Below are 21,894 nucleotides of genomic sequence, written 5' to 3' on the forward strand. Positions count from 1 at the left end.
CCTTTTCTCCGCCACACGAAATTTCATCCCCGGCTACCGAAAGCCATCCCGACCTCCCGGACTCTCTTTTTCAGGCTGTTCAGCTCTGCCGGCCCATTTTTCACATTTACCTTTCTACTCTACATTGCCCCCAACACACTTCATCAAAACTCTTCCCTACACGCTCAACTTTTACGTACCGCATACGTGTCCCTTGCCCATTATGCTTCGTTCCGATCCTCATTGCTCAGTATTGTCTCTAAAAAACAACCCCGGGCGATAATTAATCGTCCGGGGTCTAAAAATGCACAATATATTATTTCCTGAGGAAAAAATTTTTATTCGTCCTGTCTCACATATACGGCAAGAGGGAGTGTTTTTCCCTGCTGCAAAAGGAAATTACGGGCACCGACTGATGTTCCTGTCGTCGGATCAAGCACTACGGCATAACCTTCGAAATAGTTTCCGTCCACCACATTATATTCGCTCAGTTCACCGGATTTGAATTCGAACCTGCACACCCCGTCTTTATCCGTCACACCGCGTTTGAACTCGACATACGGCGTCGAACTGATGCTTTTCGTAATAATAACCGGATAATCCGGCAACGGCTGTTTGGATGTCAATGTCTGTACGCTTACCTCCAATACACCAGCCAATTCTTCGGATTTGGAACATCCTGACAATATCACGGCAAACATGCCCGCAAACAGGGCAAAAATCATTTTCTTCATTATCGGCAATAAATTTAGTAGGATTTATAGGTTTCAAAATTATAAATTATTTCTGTTATTCCGCGACTAATCTTCTGTTCACCCTTTTTTATTTTTACGACATGGAACCTCCTTCAATCAACGAACTCCGGAAAATCAATATCCAATTGGGATGCAAAAGATTCCGGTTTCTCCAGCAAGGGATGTGAAACGCTGAGTCCCAGCAGGCGTACCGGCCGCATAAACAGATCGGGACTACGAGCCAACTGTTCCGCCAACTCCGTCACTTGCGGTGCCGTCATAATTTCGTAACCGGGACTTACACTACGGGAACGAATGGTAAAATCATCGAATTTCACTTTCAGGGTCAATGTAATTCCGCGAAAATCGGCCTTTTCCATGCGTCGTTCAAGCTTCTCCGCCAATAAACGAAGCTCCTGTACTATATCCGCCATCTCCGTCAGGTCATAATCGAACGTATCCTCACAGCCCACCGATTTACGTACCCGCACGGCCATCACGGGCCTCGGATCGATTCCCCGTGCAAAATCGTAATACAGCCGACCGTTTTTACCGAAGTGACGCGTCAGGAACTCCTGCGAGCACGCATGTAGCGCAGCTCCGTCGGCAATACCCAAAGCGTGCATTTTCTGTGCAGTAACCCGGCCCACGCCCCAAAATACTTCGATGGGCAATTTTTCAATAAAAGCCTGCGCACGGTCGGGATGAATCGTACAAAGCCCGTCGGGTTTCCGGAAATCCGACGCGATCTTTGCCAAAAATTTGTTATACGATACACCCGCCGAGGCAACCAGGCCCAATTCTCTGCGGATGCGTTGTTTGATCCGGCGCGCCACTTCAACGCCCAGCGAAAGTCCGGCCTTATTGTCCGTCACATCCAGAAACGCCTCATCCAAAGCCAACGGTTCGACGAGGTCTGTATATTCGTGAAAAATCCGGTGAATCTGGGCCGACACCGAGCGGTACAACTCCATATTGCCGGGAACAAAAATCACATCCGGACAGAGCCGGGCCGCTTTGACCGACGGCATAGCCGAACGAATACCGAATTTACGCGCCTCATAGCTCGCAGCCGACACCACGCTGCGCTCCCCGGGACGTCCCACGACCAACGGACGCCCCCGAAACTCAGGATGTTCCCGCTGTTCGACCGACGCATAGAAAGCGTCCATATCGACATGGATAATCTTGCGGTATTCCATTTCCCGGCCCTGTTGTTCTGTTTTTGTCAACAATTTTCTTGGTTGTACACCGATTTCTCCGATGGCTTGCGACCCGCACGCCCTGTTGTCACCGCCGATTCAGGTTTCGAAGTTGTTTTCGGATGCCGCGTCACGGCAAGCGCACGTCATAGAAGCAAAACGATGCGACCAAACCATAAGGAGAATAACGTTTGCGGCAATGTCCGAACCATTCTCGCATAAAGATATGGGGCCGGGACAGCGTCATCGGACACCGCCTCGGCTACAGAACCGAGTGTAGTCCGTTTGTCTGCGAAAGGCCGCATACATGGATTTTTTCGGGATCAAACGCAATCATTTCTCCCCGCATCACCGTACCCAACCCACTAACGCTTTCACCCGATTGAAAATTGTCTCGGCGGCATTAACGGACAGTTACCGACTGGCGACACACTCCTTCTAAACCGTAACGGTTTTACGACTGTTTTCCAGACGAGCCGAAACGGCGCCATTCCGTTCAGTGATACAAAGTCGGGTTTATGGAATCATCCGGATCGGGACAAAAATATGAAAAAACGTCGGAAGTCAAAATTTAGACCTTCGCAGGGAGCAGTAACCTGAACATTTTACTATTTTTGTTGATTGAAATATGTTCTTAAAATCCAACCGTCATGTTAAGCGAAAAAGTAGAAAAGGCGCTCAATGCGCAGATCAATGCCGAATTCTGGTCGGCTTATCTCTATCTGTCGATGTCGGCCGATGCCATGCAGAAGGGCTATAAAGGGATTGCAAACTGGTTTTCGATTCAATTCCAGGAAGAACAGGCGCACGCACAGATTTTCGTGAACTACGTGCTTTCGCGCGGCGGGAAAGTGACCCTCGCTCCGATCGCAGCCGTTAAAACTGAATGGGCTTCATCGCTGGAGATGTTCCAGGACACGTTGCAACACGAACAGAAAGTCACCTCACTGATCGACGAATTGTGCCACATAGCCATGGCCGAAAAAGATTTCGCCACCTCGAACATGCTCAACTGGTTCGTTACCGAACAGGTCGAGGAAGAGGACAATGCCCGCACGATCATCGACCAGCTCAAGATGGTCGAAGGCAACTCGGTAGGCCTTTATATGATCGATAAGGAGCTCGCCGCACGCACCTATACAGTACCCGCACCGCTGGCAAATTCAGCGCAGTAGCCGGCATCCGGCTGTTCGAAACAGGATATCCTGCCTCCGGAACGACTTTCGGCAAAGCAGGTTCGGCAAGCCGGTACGGCAAGTTATTTGTAATTGCCCTTTGTCTGCACACCTTCCCGGTCCAGCAGCAAAGGGTAATTCTTTTTATTTGTATCTTTGCCCGGAGAGACCAGAACAGGAAACTCATCAAACAAAGGCCTATGAAACCTCTTTTTATCCAATACGCCAAGTGCGGCACCTGTATCAAGGCCCGCAAATGGCTCGAGGCTCACAACATCGCATTCGACACCCGCGACATCATCACGCAAAATCCGACCGAACCCGAGCTCGGCTCCTGGCTACGAGACAGCAGCCTGCCCGTGCAAAAATTTTTCAACACCAGCGGTCTGAAATACAAAGAGCTGAATCTTAAAGACAAAGTTAAAACGACACCCGAGGACCAACTGCTCGCATTGCTGGCCTCGGACGGCAAGTTGGTCAAACGCCCTGTATTGGTGTTCTCCGACCGGGTATTGGTAGGATTCAAGGAAGAAGAGTGGGCCAAAACCCTGCTGTAAAATTGTGCCGTACATGAACGGCCCATCTTTGTTTCAACATACCCCGCCAGTCACAAATGCCTTCCGAATCCTACCATACTGACAATTCCCAAACCCCGTCCGGCAACATATCTCCATCCCAAACCGGGACGGAGATTTCGCAGCACACATCGATATCTCCCCCGTCACCTTCCGTCCCCACGGGACAAACCCCCTTACAAATACAAGACGGGCTCCCGCTTCCCTCGCGTTACTGGGCCATTCTCTCTATCGCGCTGGGTCTGACGGTTTCGGTACTCGACGGCGCGATCGCCAACGTCGCCCTGCCGACGATTGCCAAAGACCTCGACACATCACCAGCCGCATCTATCTGGATCGTCAACGCCTACCAGTTGGCCATTACCATTTCGCTGCTTTCGCTCTCCTCACTGGGAGACATTCTGGGATACCGGCGCATCTACATCGCAGGGCTATTCCTTTTCAGCTGCACCTCACTGCTGTGCGCATTGTCCAACTCGCTGCCCACGCTGATCATTTCCCGGACGCTTCAAGGTTTCGGGGCCGCAGCAATCGCCAGTGTCAATACGGCGCTTATCCGTATCATTTACCCGTCCCGGTTCCTCGCCAGAGGAATGGGTATCAACGCATTGGTCGTCTCTGTTTCAGCAGCGGCCGGGCCAACCGTCGCTGCCGCCATCCTGTCGGTAGCGAACTGGCCCTGGCTTTTCGCAATCAATATCCCAATCGGCATCGCGGCACTGACGCTCAGTTATAAATTCCTGCCGGTGAACCCGGTACGCATCCGGGGACGCCGTTTCGACATTCCCGGCGGCATTCTCAATGCAATGACATTTTTCCTGATCATAGGCCTGATCGAAGGGGCTTCGCACGAATTGCCGGTACGGATGATCATCACCGGCGCGGTCTTGCTCGCCGTGATCGGATTCTTTTTCGTGCGCCGGGAATTGCGGCAGGAATACCCGTTATTACCCGTCGACCTGCTTCGCATCCCGGTCTTTTCGATGTCGATCTCCACGTCGATACTGTCGTTCACGGCCCAAATGCTCGCTATGGTTTCGTTGCCTTTTTTCCTGCAAGGCGAGTTGGGTAAGGATGCCGTCACCTGCGGGCTGTTGCTGACCCCGTGGCCTCTGGCCACGATGATCTTCGCCCCACTGGCGGGCGTACTCGCCGAACGGATCAACGCCGGCATACTGGGTAGTATCGGCCTGTCGATTTTCGCCTGCGGACTGTTCCTGCTCAGCATACTTTCCCCGGACACGGGCAACGGCGACATTATTTGGCGCATGGCCTTGTGCGGATGCGGTTTCGGCCTGTTCCAGACTCCGAACAACAGCACGATCGTCGCCTCGGCACCGCGCCACCGCAGCGGCGGTGCGAGCGGCATGTTGGGCACGGCTCGCCTGCTCGGTCAGACCAGCGGTGCAGCGCTCGTCGCGCTGATGTTTCGCCTGGTCCCCGGACACAGTACGCACGTCTCCTTATTGGTCGGTTGCGGGATCGCCGTGAGTGCCGCAGCCGTAAGCCTGTTACGCATCGGACGCCCTACCGGACCGAAATTACAGCAAATGGATCAAGTGAACCCACGATAACAGCCGAAGTACACATCGACAAAAAAAGTCAGGAATAGCGCCTCGGATAGCGCAGCAGAATCGAGAGCAAAGCGAAAAAGCCCATCATGGCCGGGTAATAAAGGTATCGCATGATCTCGAGCGGCGAAAGCGCTGTCAGTCCCGCAGCAATGAGCAGTTGCGCGCCATAGGGAATCAGCCCCTGCACAAAACACGAAAAGGTATCGAGAATGCTGGCGCTTTTGCGCGGATCGACCCCGAAACGGACGGCAATATCGCGCGCAATGGGCCCCACCGTAATGATCGCTATCGTATTATTGGCCGTACAGCAATTCGCAATGCTCACCAGCGCGGCAATGCTCAATTCGGCCCCCCGTTTGCCCCGGACCCGGTTCGTCAGGCGTGTAATTACATAATCGATACCGCCGCCCAGGCGAATCAGTTCGAGCATTCCCCCCGCCAACAGCGTAATGATAATCAATTCCCCCATCCCGGTAATACCGCCGCCCATCGCACCGAGCCATCCGAACAGGCCGAAACCGCCGGTCAGCAGGCCGGCCACTCCGGTCGCGACCAACCCGATCACCAGCACAAACATCACATTCACACCGGCCAGGGCTGTGCCCAACACCACCAGATAAGGGAGAACCTTAACCCACTCGACCGGCTCCGTCTGCACGGGAATCTGCACCGACAGGCTTTCAAGCAGATAAATCGATGCGACAGCCACGGCCGCCGGGCCCACGATCATACTGTTAACCTTGAACTTGTCCCGCATGTCGCACTCCTGCGTGCGGGTCGCGGCAATCGTCGTGTCGGAGATAAACGACAGGTTATCGCCGAAAAAGGCGCCCCCCACCACAACAGCCACCATCAACGCGACATCCAACCCAGTCTGCTGCGCAATCCCCGCCGCCACCGGAACCAGTGCCACGATCGTCCCCACCGACGTCCCGATAGCCAGCGAAATAAAACAGGCGGCAATAAAGATTCCCGGCAGCAAAAGGCTGTCCGGCAGGATACGCAGTGTCAGGTTGACCGTCGCGTCAATGGCCCCCATCTCTTTGGCCGAGGCTGCGAACGCACCCGCCAGCACGAAGATCCAGATCATCAACATGATATTCTTATGCGCCGCACCAGCCGAGAACCGTTCCACCCGCTCGGACAGCTTCATGCCCCGGGTAATCAGCACGGCATAGACCGATGCCGCCAGGAATGCCACCGCAATAGGCACTTTGTAGAAATCCCCCGCCACCAGCGAGGTCACCAGATAGAGACACAGAAAAACCGCAAGCGGACTCAGTGCCCATAATCCTTTTGTCGTATTATTGGCCATACTGTTACCCTTGCAATGCCCGGGCTTCACTTTTTGTAGCCGACTGAAAATTCCCATTGCCGCAAAGATAGCGTCTTTCACATATTTTCATACACAGACAGGGTCCGACGTGCCGGCCCTGTCCTACGAAAAGACAAATCCTTTTCGGCACCCTTACATACGCACTTTACCGAACCTCCCGCGAAGCACAAAACGAATTGTCGTACCTTTCACGGCCGTTCCCCCCGAATACATCGAATCCCCGGCGCTGTGCGCCGGGGATTCTCCGTGGCAAATAAACGGTCGAAACGACCTGAAAAAAATGAACCGTAGTCACTGCTGAAACGGGTATTGACCCAAACCACCACCACTTGATCGGTTCTCCGCTTCGGGAGCGACCACGGAATTCATTTAATTGCCTGCGGAGGCAGGTACCATCCGCAGTATAAGTTTGTGTTTTTACTGAGCAACGTCCGGCAGGTCGAACTTCAGGTTATCGAGGCACACAAATGAAGGTGTATTCATACCCCATTCACCGCTATCGCTCGATGACATACTGACAACGACTTTGTTGACCGTACCGAGCCCGGACAAGTCCACATTCGTCCAAGCCGAGCAAACAAAATTTTTACCGTTACGGTAGTCGGCCAGATAATAATCCACAGCATTGGTCTTGGTCCCCGCAGCGTTATAACCGGTGAATGTCACTTTAAACCAGTCGCCATCAGCAAATTCTTTTGCAAAATTGTCTCCTTCACGCACCGAGAGAAACGCATAAGTACCATTGCACACCGCCACACTGAGCATCTTTTTCTCAACACCGGCCCCAAAAGAGAAATAAGCATCATTCACCCCTGTAGTGATAGTTGTATAGTCAGCATAATAACATACGGCGAAATTGGTCGAGCCGGCTGCACCGCCATCACCATAAACGCTGAACTTATTGTTAAATCCAGCAGTTACCTTATCATGCAGTTTCGATACGGCAAAACCGGCAGACATATACTGGCCTTGCACATCATAGACGTTATTGAACGTAACGCCCTGTTCCGTATAGCTCGTATTATTGATATAACCCGCATCCGGCAGGGTTGCACTCTCGAAGGTGACGGTAGTCGAAGTATCCGGACCGTCGTTGTCTTTGTTACACGAAGCGAACGTCAGCGAACAGGCAGCCGCAAGCAGCCAAAGCAGTTTAAGATTTTTCATATCGTCAATAAAAATTGGTTAAGCCATCACGCGATTTTCCGGTGCATCCGGGCCCGGTGCACGTTCTTTCGACAATAAGATAGAGGGGGAATGCTCCACCCCGCAGACGGGGCAAAGGTTCCACTGTTCTAACTCCCGAAAACAACAGCAACCGAGAAAAGGGGATCGGGTCGGTCTTCTGACTTATCGCCCGGAGGCGAATCACAGCAGCGGGTACTGTTCCTGGTTCTCACAGGATTCCCTTCTTGTCATGTTCCATCCATGACACCTGATCCGGGACAAAGGTAGAAAAAGATTCCGAAAACGCAACACTATTTTGCCGACCGGGTCAATATTCCCGTTTATCGGACTTTTCATCCCAAAGGACAAAGGCTTTACGAGCCTCTTCGGAAAGAATACGGCAGGAACGCAGTCGCCGTTGTGGAGGCGGAAGGGCGATTTCTTCATAAATAAACGAATCGTCGAAGCCGATCCGTCTGGCGTCCTCCTGATCATTCCCGTAGTACATTTTTCCGATCCGGGCCCAGTAGATCGCCCCGAGGCACATCGGGCACGGCTCGCACGACGTATAAATTTCACAGCCGCTCAGGTCGAACGTCCCCAACGCACGGGCCGCATTGCGGATCGCCGTCACCTCGGCATGCGCCGTGGGGTCGTTCAACCGGGTCACGCCGTTGGTTCCCGTAGCGATCACCCGACCGTCCCTGACGATCACCGCACCGAACGGACCGCCGCCGGACCGCACATTCTCTTCGGACAGTTCGATGGCCTGGCGCATAAAACCCAGCGCCTGCCCGGAAAGGCCGTTTTCGGAAGTATCACTCATAGGTCAATGGTATTTCGGACGATTACTTTCGACGTTTATCCGGCCCGGTCCCCAACACCTGAACACAACGAACCGAATCAAATAAAGGAGCCCGGCAAACGAATGCCTGAAAACCGGACAAACGAATTTTTACAAAGGTAAAAATCCCGAACGCTTTTCCCAAAAGAAACCGCCGAATGCGCCCCGTTCCCGTTCCGAAACCATACGTTCCGGCCGATATTGTAAAAGTCGGGTAAAATCCATAGCTTTACGCATCATTTAAAAGGCCGCCCTCCGCCGCCTTTCATCCGCCGATTATGAAATTACTCAAAGAGAGAATCCTGCAGGACGGGAAGTGTTTCGAAGGAGGTATCCTCAAAGTGGACAGCTTCATCAACCATCAGATGGATCCCACACTGATGAAAGCTATTGCCGTGGAATTCGTGCGCCGTTTCGCTTCGGAACGGTTCAACAAAGTGATGACCATCGAAGCGAGCGGTATCGCACCGGCCATCATGGTCGGTTTCCTGCTGGACCTGCCCGTGATTTTCGCCAAAAAGAAAAAGCCCAAAACGATGGAACATATGCTTTCGGCGAGGGTCTTTTCCTTTACCAAGGAACGCGAATACGACATCTGCCTGAGCCGTGATTTCCTCACCCCCGGCGACCGCGTACTGTTCATCGACGATTTCCTGGCCAACGGCAACGCCGCACTGGGAGCGATAGAACTGATCGATCAGGCCGGGGCGCAGCTCGCCGGCATGGGATTCATTATCGAAAAGGCTTTCCAGCAGGGCGGCGGCATCCTGCGGGACAGAGGCATACACATCGAATCGCTGGCCATGATCGACTCGCTGGACAACTGCCGGATCCACATCCGGGATTAATCCGTACGCAATGGACACCCCGAACGCCCGCACTCCCTCCGTGCTTCTTTACGGCATCGAAGAACGCCCCCCGCTAAGGGAGGCTTTTTTCGCCGCCTTGCAACACCTGCTGGCGATTTTCATCGCTATCGTCACCCCCCCGCTGATCATCGCCGGAGCACTCGGGCTCGACCATGAAACGACCGGGTTCCTCGTCTCGATGGCCCTTTTCGCATCGGGATTGTCCACTTTCATCCAATGCCGGCGGATCGGAGGCGTCGGTACCGGATTGCTGTGCATACAGGGTACGAGCTTTTCGTTCATCGGCCCGATCATCTCCACGGGCATGCTGGGCGGCCTGCCGTTGATCTTCGGCGTCTGCATCGCTGCCGCCCCCGTCGAAATGGTTATCAGCCGCCTGTTGCGTTACACCCAGAAAGTTATTACGCCGTTGGTCTCGGGTATTGTCGTCACACTCATCGGCATGAGCCTGATCAAAGTGGGCATCATCGCCTGCGGAGGCGGGACGGCCGCCCGTGAAGCGGGGACGTTCGGCAACCCCGGGTACCTCGGGCTGGCTGCGCTGGTGCTGGCATTGATCGTCCTGTTCAACCGCAGCCGCAACCGCTACCTGCGCATGAGCTCGATCTTCATCGGACTCGGAACCGGGTACCTCATCGCCTGGTGGGCCGGAATGATCGATTTTGCGTCGGTACAGCACTACGGCGGGATCAACCTGCCCGTTCCGTTCAAATACGGCCTGGCATTCGATTTGTCGTCCTTCATTGCCATTGCCCTGATTTTCGTCATCACGGCCATCGAAGCCTACGGCGATATCACGGCCAATTCGCTGATTTCAGGCGAACCGGTCAAAGGCGAGCGGTTCATCAAACGGGCTTCGGGCGGCATTCTGGCGGACGGGATGAATTCGATGCTGGCCGGTATATTCAATTCGTTCCCGAACTCGGTCTTCGCGCAAAACAACGGGATTATCCAGCTGACCGGTGTAGCGAGCCGCTATGTAGGCTATTACATCGCAGGCATGTTGATGATACTGGGCCTGTTCCCGGCCATAGGCCTGGTCTTTTCGCTGATTCCCGAACCCGTGCTGGGCGGCGCGACCCTGCTGATGTTCGGCACCGTCGCTGCGGCCGGCATCCAGATCATCGCCTCCCAACGCATCGGCCGCAAAGAGGTACTCGTCATAGCACTGAGCCTCTCGTTCGGGCTGAGCGTCGAACTGGTGCCGGAAGTCCTCGACAAAATGTCAATCACGGTACGCAATATTTTTTCTTCGGGTATCACCACGGGAGGCCTGACGGCTATCCTGTCGAACCTGCTGATCCGCATCAAGGAGACCTAACGCTATGAAAATATTCAAAACGATAAAAGCGAAATTCACCCGCGAAGGACACCACCCGCGACAGGGCGGCCTCGAAATCTTCAAGTATATCGGCCCGGGACTGCTCGTTACCGTGGGCTTCATCGATCCGGGCAACTGGGCGTCGAACCTAGCCGCAGGAGCCGACTACGGTTATGCCCTGCTGTGGATGGTCACGCTCTCGACGATCATGCTGATCGTCCTGCAGCATAATGTCGCGCACCTGGGAATCGCCACCGGACTCTGCCTGTCGGAGGCGACGACAGCCTATTTGCCCGCCAAAGCCTCGAAAGCGATTCTCGGCTCGGCCATGCTCGCTTCGATCTCCACATCGCTGGCCGAGATACTGGGCGGAGCGATCGCACTCCAAATGCTTTTCGGTGTACCGATGCGCATCGGGTCGCTGTTGGTGCTGACCTTCGTCCTGATCATGCTTTTCACGAACAGCTACCGGCTGATCGAAAAATGGATCATCGCTTTCGTGTCGATCATCGGACTCTCGTTCATCTACGAACTGTCGCTGGTAACGATCGACTGGCCGGCTGCCGCATACGCATGGGTCACCCCGTCTTTCCCCGAAGGATCGATGGTCATCATCATGAGCGTACTGGGCGCCGTCGTAATGCCGCACAACCTCTTCCTGCACTCGGAAATCATCCAGAGCCGCCAGTGGAACCTGAGCGACGAGAAAATGATAAAAAAACAGCTGCGATACGAATACGTCGATACGATCCTCTCGATGGTGATCGGCTGGGCCATCAACAGTGCGATGATCCTGCTGGCCGCCGCCACTTTTTTCGTATCGAAGACGCCCGTTACCGAACTCCAGCAGGCCGATTCGCTGCTGCGTCCGCTGCTGGGCAATAATGCCACGATCATATTCGCCGTCGCGCTGCTTTTCGCGGGTATCGCCTCGACGATCACCTCGGGCATGGCCGCCGGATCGATCTTTGCAGGCATGTTCAAGGAACCCTACGACATCAAGGATACCCACTCACGCACCGGCGTGGTGATCTCGCTGATCGTCGCATTCGTCATCATCATCGCCATTTCGAACCCGTTCAAAGGACTGATATACTCGCAGATGGCCCTCAGCATCCAGCTTCCGGTGACCGTATTCACACAAGTGTACCTCACGTCGTCCGAAAAGGTGATGGGCAAGTTCCGCAATTCGACCTACACGAAATACCTGCTCTATACGATCGGAGTCATCGTCACCGTGTTGAACCTGATGTTGCTCTGGAGCTGCCTGTAACACACGGCGCATCCTGAAAGCCCCGGTTTCTCTGCGGAACCGGGGCTTTCAAATGCATTACACCGTACGGATTTACAGTATCGAACCCTATCCGCCGGACTTGTCCCTACTATTTCACCGGAGTCAGCCGGGCGACAAATCCTCCGCCCACATTCAAACCGACAGAAAGTCCTCCTGCCCGCGTCGTCTCCGAAGTATGTTGTTTCAATGCCTGCTGCGAAGCAGGATCGTCACTGAGCATATCGCAGCGATACCCACCATCGCCCAGGAATGTCAAATCGACCGCAGCCTGTGCCCCTGCCGCCGAATTGCAGATCCCGGCAACGAACCAGACATCGCCTTTCCGGCGTGCAAACAAAGCCATTTGCCCGATCTCGCTGCCCGGAAGCACGATCGTCTCGTCCCAAACGGCCGGAATGGATTTAACCATATCGCAGGCAGGATTCGCGAGCAATTGTTCGGGATCCACGCCGTAACAGAGGAACGGGGAGGTAAAAATTACAGCCGTGGCGACCTGGTGGCACCAGGAAGTCTCACTCAACCGCTTCGGACTGAAGGTCACCGGGGTAAAGTCGGCCGGTCCGGCCAGATACCGGGTAAACGGCAGAATCGTATTGTGGGTAGCCCAGGGCCCGCGAATCTCCAAACCGCGAATTCCTTCGCGCGTCAACTCGTTGGGAAACGTCCGGTTCAGGCCCGTCGGTTTGTCCGCACCGTGAAAATCAACCATCAGTTGGTATTTCGCAGCCTCTTTCAGCGCATCTTCATAGAACCGCACCACCTGTTGCGACTCGTCGTAGAAATAGTCGATCTTCACACCGGCGACACCCGTTTCCCTGCATTTTTTCAGGAATGCCTGCAAGCGTTCGGGGGTCTGGATTCCATCGACACCCCGGTCGTCGGGATAGGCTTTCCACACCCATATTTTAACACCCAGCGGGGCTGAGTAGTCGACCAGTTCCCGGATCATATCCCAGGAATCCCTGCCCTGACCTTTCCAGTTGCTCCAACCGGCATCGACCAGGTTATACTCGAATCCTAGTTCACCCGCCCATTTCGAAAAACGCTTCATATTGTCGAAACTGACCGGCCCGTTATCGGCGAGCCAACTCCAAAGAGCCCGCCCGGGACGAACCCAATCGGCCCCGCAGCCATTCCCTTCACCGCATCCCCGAACCGACAACGGGAAAAGCCCGGGATCGGGTGCCGCCGAGACATCGCCGATAATCCCGCTGTTGACCAGCGTGTTGAGGTCACCGATCAGGACGATCCTCCACGGAGTCGTCAACTCGCCGTCCGCCCCGCATGCCAGGCGAGTTTCTCCGGCCAGTTTCGCCCGCAATGTGCGGCAGTTAGGAGTCACTTCCAGTCCCATACCGGCAAAATCGGTCAATCCCCCCTCGGTAATCGAAGCGTAAAGGCCCTGGGGTTGATATTTCACCGTCAGGGGCGGTCCGAACGTCAATCCAACCGGCAATGTGTCGACCAACCGTTCTACATTTTCATTCTCATAATAGCTCACGTTATCCTGTCCCCAGGTAATCACCCCCTGCGGCAATGTAAACGTAGTGCTGTCATTCAACACATACTCGCCCTCGCCCGGAGCGATCCGGTATCGGAACGCCACGCCATCGTTGTACACCCGTACATCTACAAAGAAATCACGGGTCCCTGCAATCCGGAACCCGGTAGAGGTATAATCCACCCGGGAACAATCATGAATCCCGCAAACCGGGAAAGAGTCCTGAACCCGACGGGTAGCGAGCCTTTCAATTTTAGAAACCGCCGACCCCAGCAGCGTACTGTCCACAGACCATTGCAGGACCGAGGAGTCCAGCACTACCGTCCCCTCTTCGGCGACCGTATAGCCCAAGTGTCCATCGGCTACATACACCTGCATCGCAACAGTTCCGTCCGGGGAAACAACCCGCTGATCCTTCCCGCCGGGCTGCCCGCACGAAATCAAAAACACGCCCCACAGCAGGGCGTAACACATCACTCGTTTTTTCATTAGGGTAATAGATTATCCGTGTATACTCCGTTGAGTATAAAGATAATCAAAATACGACAGAAAATACAGGTTTTTCACCCACGCTTATTCCACATCCCCCTGATCGATCATATTGTTCAGAAGCGCGTAAACGGTCAGACCCGAAACGGACTTGATGCCGGTTTTACGGGCGATATTTTTACGGTGGGATATGACCGTATGGATCGAGATGTTATAACGATCGGCAATCTCCTTATTGGTCATGCCGCGTGCCACGGCAACCAGAATTTCGTTCTCCCGGTCGGAAAGTTCGTAGTTTTCAGGAATGCCGGCATGTTCATCGCGGCTTTCGATCGCCTTGCGCAGTTTGCGGACGATTTGCGCGGGTTCATCGTAAAGATGAACCGAACCGTCGTACTGCCGAAGTGCTTCATCGTCGATCAGTCCGGTCAGCACAGCCACGAGCACAGCTTCGTGCAGGCAGGGAATTACCCCGCGCACGGATGTCCGTTTCTGGTAATCGAACAGGCAGGGATCGACTAGCACTGCATCGGGTGAAAGCAACGTCAGCCGCTCGGTACAATGTCCCAGGTCAGGCAGTGTGTCGATCACCTCGAACTCCGGATACCGCGACAAAATCTCCCGGATTCCGCGCGCCACGATGGCCGAAGGCTCAATCAACAGAATACGGTGTCGGACGGTCTCAGCCATGGTTTTCCTCCAGTTGCATCACGTAAGGTACGAGCACTTTATCTTCGATGAGCGCATGGCGTCCCAGATCGTCCTCAAGCAGGAAAACGTTAAACAGCGTGCGGTTGAGCTCTTCGGCGGGAACTTCGCCCGGCAGGTACTTGATCAGGATATTTTTCAGGTCTTCGAGCTTATCTTCGATATTGCTGTGGTTCTCTTCGAACTGCTCGATGCTGTAACCTTCGGTATGGACTCCGTGTACCAATCCGCGGATATAGGGAAATACCGTCTGCTCCTCATATTCGAAATGGGCCTCCACCTCATTGCGGTAATCGTTGAAAAAACGGTCGAGAATACGGGCCGACGAAGTCACGGGAACCTCTTCCAGCGACGACAGGTTCTCCCTGATCTCGGGAATGCGTTGCTCGAGATAGTATTTGTGCGAGTTCTGCAAGAAAAGCACAATATCTTCAACATCTATCCCTTTAAACATCGCCGTATCGGGCAAAAAATCGTCGAACGTACTGATGTTGCAAACGAGCAGGAACAACTCCATCGAGACGCCCTGCGCACGGCACACCTCGGCGACGCTTTTATCGCCGAAACCGAGGTGGATTCCGAATCGCGGCAACACCCGCAGCAAACGGTAATTGGCCTGTATCAGGTCGGACATCTTCATACCTCCTGAAAAAAGGAGCTGTTTCATAAGGCTCGGTTTTCTGCAAATATCAGATAAATTATCGGAACCGCCAATCGCGGCACCTCTCGGCCCCAATCTTTTCATCGCTTCATTAATCGTCTGTCAGGAGTAAACAGAATACCGTTTATCGGCAACCCGGCAACATCTCCAGGAATTACGTTTTCGCTACTTTACCTTACAAAGGTAATATACATCATCCGAATCGACCATCCCCAAAAACAGGGATTCGCAGGGAAGCTTTTCATCATTTGTCGGGATTGCGGACGCCGGTCAAATACCTCACCTTTGCATCCGTAAGCCAATAACCATAAAACGGGCGATACCCCTGCTTTGCTTTCGGTACGGCAGGGGTATCGTTGTTAAACAGATTTACCCTCTCAAGCCGATAATTTCAAACCCGATAAAACAGATTCCATGAAAAGAAACTACATGGCCGCCGTAGCGCTGCTGGCGATCGTAAGCTGCACAGCCGTCAGTTGCGGCTCCGGCACATCGAAACAAGGTCAAAGCGCCCCAGCCGCCCACGCGACCGCAAACAGTACCGTCCTCGAAGTAGACAGCCTGTTGAAAAACGCCGAAACGCTCGTCGGTCAACCCGTCGTTGTCGAAGGCGTCTGCACGCATATCTGCCAGCACGGCGGAGGCAAAATTTTCCTGATGGGCAGCGACGACACGCAGACGATCCGTATCGACGCGGGAGAAAAAGTGGGTAAATTCACGCCCGAAACGGTCAACAGCCTCGTCCGCATCAACGGTACGCTCAACGAAGAGCGGATCGACGAAGCTTTCCTGTCCCAGTGGGAAGAACAGGCAAAAGCACAGGCAGCGGCACAGCATGGCACTGCCGGATCATCCTGCGAAAGCGACCAGAAGGCCCGCGGCGAAACCCCGGTCAACAGCGTCGAAGAGCGAATCTCGAATTTCCGCAAGCGCATCGCCGAGCGCCAGGCCAAAGAGGGCAAGAACTACCTGTCGTTCTATTCGGTTACGGCCGACAGTTATGAAATCCTTTAAGCGATGCGATCCGGAAAATTCGGTTCCTTTTTTCGCAGGTGGAGCCGTACCGTCCACCGCGAGTTATCTTTCTTCTTCGGCGGAGTGGTGCTGATTTACGCGATATCGGGCTTCCTGCTCAACCACAAGCGCGACTTCAACGCCGAATACGACATCACCCGCAAAGAGTTCCGCGTCGAGAGTATGCCGCAATCCCGCACGGGATGGAACAAAGCTTATGTACTCTCGCTGCTCGGACCGCTGAACGAGACGGATAACTATACAAAACACTACTTCCCGTCGGCTTCGCAGGTAAAAGTTTTCCTCAAAGGCGGATCGTCGTTGGTAATCGATACCGGAAGCGGAGAAGCACTGTACGAATCGGTACGCAAACGTCCGTTGTGGAGCGGGCTCAACCGCCTGCATTACAATCCCGGACGTTGGTGGACCACCTTTTCCGACATCTTCGCCTTCTCGCTGATCCTCATTACGCTCACCGGGCTGGTGATGCTCAAGGGGCCTAAAGGTTTTTGGGGCCGCGGCGGTATCGAATTTCTGGCGGGTATACTGATCCCCATCGCATTCCTGGTTTTCATGTAACGATGTTCATACCTGAATAAAGTTGGTTGTATGTATTAGTTAGTTTAGTTTAGTTCTTTTTCTTTCAGTTTCAAGTATCACTCAGTTTCAAATGCGGCAGCGGCCGCAGAGGCGGGCCTTTCGGGACCCGCCTTTTTGTACCTGTATTCCGGCAAATTATTCCGACAAACGGAGTCAGTCCTATTTCAGGATACAGATAAAATCCGGTTCCTGTGCATGAAATCAATACAAGCCCCCAGGGTACGAATCCTGTTCCCCTGTCAACAAGACAAACAAAACAAACCTCTCCTACCGTCTATAAATTGCCTCCCTGCAGCGGATTTACACAATTATAGATGCACACGCCATATAGACTGCATACGCCCGATCATGCAAAAAGGGAACCCCAACGGGACTCCCTTTTGCATATAAATATACCGGGTAAAGACACCCTGATCGGCTCAGGCAGGTTACTTGTCACCGGCGGATCACCATCAACGGGACGAACAGGAAGAGTCCCAGCAGGACTATCCCGGCGGCAGGCAGCCATGCGCGACGCAAGTGACGTCGCCGCACAATCAGGTAGACAACCGCCAACAGCACATTCAGCAATAGCGCGCAGGCAGAGAATCTACCCAGGCGCGGATAAACGTACTGATCGTCATAGGACGTAAAGCTCAGATCGAACGGGAACAGCCATTCGGCAACGCGCTGCCTCACTCCTTCCGCAGCGGGATAGGTCAACGTATCGCAAAGCGAGTAATCATCGGCGTCGACGGCATAATACCGGGTTCCTTCCTCACCGGAGATACTCACCGTCCAGTTGAACAGGTCGGCAACGATCATGATGTTTTCACTGCGCGGATCGAAATGTCCGACCGGCAACTGTTTCAGTTCATAGCCCGGATTGGTCAGCACATAAAAGTTATGCGCCTCGTCCGAAAGAAAAGCATAGCTCCGGCGGTTCGAAAACTCGGTAATGAAAATATCGGCGATCCGGACGCTGTCCGGCAAATCGACCCGGCGCACATACGGACGTCCCCGCAATTGCTTGAAGTGATACAGGCCGCCTTTCCCGTCCAGCAACATATACCCCTCGTCATACTCTTTACGCGTGGTCGGGTTACCCGACACGCAGGCGGCCGGAAATTCGAATCCTTTGGCCTGGAGCGCACGGGTGAAAAGGTCGCTTTTCCGGTCATTGACCCGATTGGTCGCCATATCGATAAACTCAATGCGGTCATGGATGCGGAACACATCGGGAGGCATCTGCAATTCGACGCGGCCCGACATGGCTTCGAGCAGCGGATAGAGCTCCGGCTTCACTTTGTTGATATCCGACGGAGAGTTGCGGAAATAAAAACTCTGCATCGAAACCGTTTGCGGAGTAAGCGCCACGCCGCGCAACGTATCGGGCTGACGGCCGTCGGAGAGCAACTGCCGGTAGTAAAACAACGGCAGGATGCTGTCGAATTCCCGGTCCGTATAGGTCTTGCCGGACGCATCGTGCCGCACGATCTCGCCATCGTTGAAATCAATCGACGCGAAACTCTCCGTCACGCAACTGTATAGGGTAAAAGGCGTCCTGTCCGGACCGACGGTCAGGAACCGGTAGGTCCACGGCAACAGCCACGCCAACAGTACCACAGCGGTAAAGAAGAGGATTATCTTGCTTAAACGTATCATAAATTCAATGGGTTAAAATCTTTTCAACAAAAGCAGCCGTTTCAAAGCCCGGCAGCACCGGCGCCGGATCAGTCCTGGCATCCCTCCTTGAAACGGGACACCGAAAGTTGGGGCAGCAGCATCGCCGCCGCCGTGTACACCACGAGCCAGGGCAAAAAGCAATTGTACGCTTCCGGCACAGAGGAAAGGAAAAAGATCCGCACTACGCCCACCGCAATCAGCAGGTCGATAATCCTGCGGCGCCAGGTCGGTTCGAGGCAAATCCACGCCGCAAAGAGATAGCCCGTAATGCCGCACAGGTACCACGGCAACGATGTGAGCAGGATGCGCGCTACCAGCTCGGGAGCCAGAATGCTTTGCAAATAGGCCCACAACGTCAGATAGTTCAACACGAAGATAATCCCGAGCTGTACGAGACCGGCTGCTAGCATCAAGCCGATCATGCTCCGTTGCGGATAAGGCAGGTGCAGCGTCAATTTCAGCCGCTTCTGCTGGATTTCGGGCACAAACTGCACCAGGGCGAGCAATACCCCTATCGCCAGCGGCACATAGGTCAGCAATTCGATAAAGACCGTCTCGCGCGAAAGTAGTATTTCCCACAGGTGTTCCACTCCTTTGAAGCCGATCACCCGCTGCAACTGCAGCAACGCATAGATCACGAAAACGGAAGAGACGATCAGGGCCAGCCAGAAATAACGGTGCGTTTTGATCCACTCCTTATAAAAGATCGCTTTTTTCATATTTTTCTACGGTTTCTATTTGTTTGAGGTGAACCTCAGTATTTGCCGGTCAGCCCGATAAAGGCATCCTCCAGGTTCATTTTTTCGGACTTCAGATCGCTGTAAGCGATACCGCTCCGGGTCAGCCATCCGCCCACATAAGCTTCGTCTGCGAACGAATAAGTCTCGCCGCTGCCGCGGATAACCGCGCTGTGATACAGTTTCCCGTCCACGGGAAGCGTTTCGGGCGCACCGGCTTCGAGCCGGAACGTATAACGGCGGAACGTATCGAGCAGCTGCGGCACCGGTTTCTGGATCAGGATACTCCCGTAATCCATGATGATGCAGTCGTCGATCAGCCGTTCCATATCCTGGATGATGTGCGAAGTGAGGAAAATGGTTTTGGCTTCGGCTTTGGCGTACTCCCTCAGGTATTCGATAAAGAGCCGGCGGTAACCGGGATCAAGTCCCATCGAGAAGTCGTCCAACACTAACAATTCGGCGTTCTGTGCCAGGATCAGTCCGAGGGCTACCTGCGAACGCTGGCCGCACGACATCCGGGCAATACGCTGTTTTGGAGCGATCTTCAACTTGCGGATCAGTTCGTAATAAGCTTCCCGGTTCCAAGCCGGATAGAAAGCCGAATAGTAACGTTCGATCTCCTCGACGGTCATGAATGCATACTGCACGTGTCCTTCGATCAGCAAAGCGATACGCCGCCGCGTCAGCGGGTCCATACGCTGTATATCCTCGCCGAAGATCAGGCACTCGCCCGAACGCGGCTGCAAATAACCGCTCAGGATGTTGATCGTCGTGGTCTTGCCTGTACCGTTTTTACCCAGCAGCCCCAGGATCCGGCCCCGCGGAACGCTGAAACTCAGGTTCTCGTAGATCATCCGGCTACCGTAATAGTGCGTCAGGTTGCGGCACTCAATGATATTTTCTTCCATGTCAGATTGTGTGATTTGTATTAAAATGCGACGCCGAAAACGATCCGGGCATAGTCGGAACGGTTGCCGTCGGCGAAACTGCCGTGCTGCCAATCGCCCTGTACGTACAGGGCCATCGACGCCCGGGGAAAATCGTAATTCCAGCGAAACGAAGCGCCGTAAAGGGTCATATCGGCGCTCAAATGGCCGAAATTCCGCTGCATCATCTGCCCGATCGAACCGTCCATGTCCAGTCCGTCCAATTTAAGCTCCGCAGTTTGGTTCGCCAGATAATCGGCCGATACCGACAGGTGCAGTACCGAACGGCGCAGCCGTTTTTCGACGGTCAACCCGCCGCCGCAGCCGACCTTTCCGAACTGCATTTTGCGCGACGGGCTCAGGTAAGTGGCCTCGAAGTCGTAATAACGTCCCCTCGGCTCCGCATAAAACGACCAGCCGCGCATCTCCTCGAAGCCCCACAGCGCCGACAGCACCAGGTCGGTCCGGTTGTTACGGTACTGCTCTACCGCACCCAATTTCGGATAATTCTGGCTGCCAGAAGCGTCCCCGTAGATATATTCTGTTCCTAACCGTTTCGCATAATTGCCGGACAGTTTTATACCCCAGTGATGGATTCCGCTCTGTCCCTGCCATCCCAATGCTCCGTCAAATACATTGTCCACCAACCTTGTTAACGGGAGTTTCTGATAGCCGGGTAAGATGCGCCGTACCGCCCAACCGGAATAATGTACCGACAGGAATAAACCGGCCCCATCGCGCGGGAATAGCTCCAATCCGGCACCGTACGTTCTCCCGCTGAAATAGACGGAAGTATTATTTTCAGACGAGGAAAACCGGGTACTGTACATTCCTAATCCGAGCATCTGATATAACTTGGGACCGCCCAACGGCGCATAAAAGCTCATACTACTTTTTTGCCGATAAACACGCAAATTGACCGATGTTCCCAATCTATAACATTCCCCGAGCGAAAGAGTCGCTCCGGTAGAAAGATTCAGATCTGAAACCACACTTTTCGGCCTCGGATCGACGGTCCGGTATTCGATCTCAGCACGGTAATCGGCATAGATCCCCCATGCTACACGTCCAAACTCCCGCGCAAAACCGCCTGCAAATGCATAACGCTCCGAAATGAGATTCCCGCCCACTGAATCGGCCCAAACATACGGATAAAGCAACTCGAAATCAGCATTTTCGTTCCACTCCGTATGCATCGTCCGCCCCAAACGATATCCGGCTCCGCCCCAAACCGTATTTTTTCCGCGACGGATATAAGACTGGGCGTCAAATGCCGCATAACGGTTCCCACGGCCAACTTGTGACACCACTGCTTCGTCCTCCTGTCGGTAAGATCCTGACAAACCGATAGTGGTCAGAGACGTCTTGAAACGGTAAACCTGAGCTGCCGGATTTCCATACACTTCATGCATAAAATGCCCTGCGGGAGAGAGACGCTCGCCGAGGCCTGTAGCCACCGACGAGCTGTCTCTTTGGACTCCCCGCGCGGACATTCCTGCACAAAGGCTTAACAATGCTAA

General features: G+C 54.0%; 20 protein-coding genes and 1 riboswitch. Of the genes, 8 read left to right on the plus strand and 12 right to left on the minus strand.

Annotation, left to right across the window (positions count from 1 at the left end; all coding sequences use genetic code 11):
- Positions 1-317: 317 nt before the first annotated feature.
- Entirely contained in the window at positions 318-713 is a 396-nt protein-coding gene (locus tag NQ495_RS05070; protein WP_009134033.1) for a membrane lipoprotein lipid attachment site-containing protein, read from the minus strand.
- A gap of 113 nt (positions 714-826) precedes the next feature.
- On the minus strand, positions 827-1,915 hold the full coding sequence (dinB, locus tag NQ495_RS05075; protein WP_009134032.1) for a DNA polymerase IV: 1,089 nt from the start codon (positions 1,913-1,915) through the stop codon (positions 827-829).
- Positions 1,916-2,565: 650 nt separating this feature from the next.
- Between dinB and NQ495_RS05080 the strand changes: the two genes are divergently transcribed.
- From NQ495_RS05080 to NQ495_RS05090, 3 genes are all read left to right on the plus strand, one after another.
- On the plus strand, positions 2,566-3,090 hold the full coding sequence (locus NQ495_RS05080) for a ferritin (RefSeq protein ID WP_009134031.1): 525 nt from the start codon (positions 2,566-2,568) through the stop codon (positions 3,088-3,090).
- Between the two features lie 200 nt (positions 3,091-3,290).
- Positions 3,291-3,647, plus strand: coding sequence for an arsenate reductase family protein (locus NQ495_RS05085; protein ID WP_009134030.1), 357 nt, complete (start codon positions 3,291-3,293; stop codon positions 3,645-3,647).
- 56 nt (positions 3,648-3,703) lie between these two features.
- The gene (locus tag NQ495_RS05090) at positions 3,704-5,239 is read left to right on the plus strand and encodes an MFS transporter (protein ID WP_009134029.1); all 1,536 of its coding nucleotides are present in this window, start codon (positions 3,704-3,706) and stop codon (positions 5,237-5,239) included.
- Positions 5,240-5,267: 28 nt separating this feature from the next.
- Here NQ495_RS05090 and NQ495_RS05095 read toward each other — a convergent pair whose 3' ends face one another.
- The 3 genes from NQ495_RS05095 to NQ495_RS05105 form a co-directional block, all read right to left on the minus strand.
- Positions 5,268-6,554: a Na+/H+ antiporter NhaC family protein gene (locus NQ495_RS05095; protein ID WP_040294216.1), complete on the minus strand. Its 1,287-nt coding sequence runs from the start codon at positions 6,552-6,554 to the stop codon at positions 5,268-5,270.
- A gap of 438 nt (positions 6,555-6,992) precedes the next feature.
- Positions 6,993-7,742, minus strand: a complete 750-nt coding sequence (locus tag NQ495_RS05100) for a DUF4465 domain-containing protein (protein WP_009134027.1) — start codon at positions 7,740-7,742, stop codon at positions 6,993-6,995.
- A 151-nt stretch (positions 7,743-7,893) separates the two neighbouring features.
- Positions 7,894-8,029, minus strand: a riboswitch (cobalamin riboswitch).
- 41 nt (positions 8,030-8,070) lie between these two features.
- On the minus strand, positions 8,071-8,568 hold the full coding sequence (locus tag NQ495_RS05105) for a nucleoside deaminase (protein ID WP_009134026.1): 498 nt from the start codon (positions 8,566-8,568) through the stop codon (positions 8,071-8,073).
- A 296-nt stretch (positions 8,569-8,864) separates the two neighbouring features.
- Here NQ495_RS05105 and xpt point away from each other — a divergent pair, with 296 nt between their 5' ends.
- From xpt to NQ495_RS05120, 3 genes are read left to right on the plus strand one after another with little or no spacing between them, the layout of a single operon-like run.
- Positions 8,865-9,434 (plus strand): xanthine phosphoribosyltransferase, encoded by a 570-nt coding sequence (xpt, locus tag NQ495_RS05110; protein ID WP_009134025.1) that lies wholly within the window; start codon positions 8,865-8,867, stop codon positions 9,432-9,434.
- A gap of 10 nt (positions 9,435-9,444) precedes the next feature.
- On the plus strand, positions 9,445-10,776 hold the full coding sequence (locus NQ495_RS05115; protein ID WP_009134024.1) for a nucleobase:cation symporter-2 family protein: 1,332 nt from the start codon (positions 9,445-9,447) through the stop codon (positions 10,774-10,776).
- A 4-nt stretch (positions 10,777-10,780) separates the two neighbouring features.
- On the plus strand, positions 10,781-12,049 hold the full coding sequence (locus tag NQ495_RS05120; RefSeq protein WP_009134023.1) for an Nramp family divalent metal transporter: 1,269 nt from the start codon (positions 10,781-10,783) through the stop codon (positions 12,047-12,049).
- 109 nt (positions 12,050-12,158) lie between these two features.
- On the opposite strand, the gene NQ495_RS05125 is transcribed toward NQ495_RS05120, so the two are convergent.
- The 3 genes from NQ495_RS05125 to NQ495_RS05135 form a co-directional block, all read right to left on the minus strand.
- Positions 12,159-14,060 carry a glycoside hydrolase family 97 protein gene (locus NQ495_RS05125; protein WP_050807978.1) on the minus strand — a complete coding sequence of 634 codons (1,902 nt, stop codon included), beginning with the start codon at positions 14,058-14,060 and terminating at the stop codon, positions 12,159-12,161.
- Positions 14,061-14,144: 84 nt separating this feature from the next.
- A complete protein-coding gene (locus NQ495_RS05130; protein ID WP_009134021.1) occupies positions 14,145-14,750 on the minus strand; it encodes a response regulator transcription factor in 606 nt (201 codons plus the stop codon).
- Positions 14,743-15,435 (minus strand): hemerythrin domain-containing protein, encoded by a 693-nt coding sequence (locus tag NQ495_RS05135; RefSeq protein ID WP_009134020.1) that lies wholly within the window; start codon positions 15,433-15,435, stop codon positions 14,743-14,745. The genes NQ495_RS05130 and NQ495_RS05135 overlap by 8 nt, the downstream gene beginning before the upstream one ends.
- Positions 15,436-15,843: 408 nt before the next feature.
- Here NQ495_RS05135 and NQ495_RS05140 point away from each other — a divergent pair, with 408 nt between their 5' ends.
- Both NQ495_RS05140 and NQ495_RS05145 read left to right on the plus strand, forming a co-directional pair.
- A complete protein-coding gene (locus NQ495_RS05140) occupies positions 15,844-16,443 on the plus strand; it encodes a hypothetical protein (RefSeq protein WP_040294215.1) in 600 nt (199 codons plus the stop codon).
- 3 nt (positions 16,444-16,446) lie between these two features.
- Positions 16,447-17,022, plus strand: coding sequence for a PepSY-associated TM helix domain-containing protein (locus NQ495_RS05145; protein ID WP_009134018.1), 576 nt, complete (start codon positions 16,447-16,449; stop codon positions 17,020-17,022).
- Positions 17,023-17,478: 456 nt separating this feature from the next.
- Here the strand turns inward: NQ495_RS05145 and NQ495_RS05150 are convergent, their stop codons facing one another.
- The 4 genes from NQ495_RS05150 to NQ495_RS05165 form a co-directional block, all read right to left on the minus strand.
- Entirely contained in the window at positions 17,479-18,687 is a 1,209-nt protein-coding gene (locus tag NQ495_RS05150) for a DUF4857 domain-containing protein (protein ID WP_009134017.1), read from the minus strand.
- A gap of 68 nt (positions 18,688-18,755) precedes the next feature.
- Complete coding sequence (locus NQ495_RS05155; protein WP_009134016.1) at positions 18,756-19,427, minus strand: hypothetical protein; 672 nt, start codon at positions 19,425-19,427, stop codon at positions 18,756-18,758.
- A 35-nt stretch (positions 19,428-19,462) separates the two neighbouring features.
- Positions 19,463-20,356, minus strand: coding sequence for an ABC transporter ATP-binding protein (locus NQ495_RS05160; protein WP_009134015.1), 894 nt, complete (start codon positions 20,354-20,356; stop codon positions 19,463-19,465).
- Positions 20,357-20,376: 20 nt separating this feature from the next.
- Positions 20,377-21,831 (minus strand): DUF6850 family outer membrane beta-barrel protein, encoded by a 1,455-nt coding sequence (locus NQ495_RS05165; protein WP_147513036.1) that lies wholly within the window; start codon positions 21,829-21,831, stop codon positions 20,377-20,379.
- Positions 21,832-21,894: the final 63 nt, after the last annotated feature.

The organism is Alistipes indistinctus YIT 12060 (assembly GCF_025144995.1).
Taxonomy (GTDB): Bacteria; Bacteroidota; Bacteroidia; order Bacteroidales; family Rikenellaceae; genus Alistipes_A; species Alistipes_A indistinctus.